General features: G+C 68.2%; 1 protein-coding gene. It reads right to left on the bottom strand.

Going from position 1 to position 280, the window contains the following annotated elements:
- Positions 1–280 (bottom strand): FAD-binding protein (locus ACWGS9_RS35750; RefSeq protein ID WP_454509553.1); only part of this gene is annotated, 280 nt, incomplete at both ends.

Below are 280 nucleotides of genomic sequence, written 5' to 3'. Positions count from 1 at the left end.
CCAAGCGCATTAGAGACGATTTGGCGCACAGATGAAGGGTCGGGTCGCAGTGGAACGATGGCGGGGAGCCTGGGCCACTGCCAGCCCGCGCAGGTGCTGGCGACGCTTGCCGCAACCCAAGCTGCTGTCGCAACGGCTTCGGCCAGCGAATTGCTGGCGAGCCGGTTGGCGCCATGCAGCCCGGTGCATGCAACCTCGCCGCAGGCCCACAGGCCCGAGACGGAACTGCGCCCCTCAGCATCCACGGCCACACCGCCCATGTGATAGTGGGCCGCCGGAC

The sequence above is a fragment of the Mesorhizobium sp. Arg314 genome, assembly GCF_053714275.1.
Note: the sequence above shows the minus strand (reverse complement) of the source record. Positions and strands in the feature narration are given on the sequence as shown.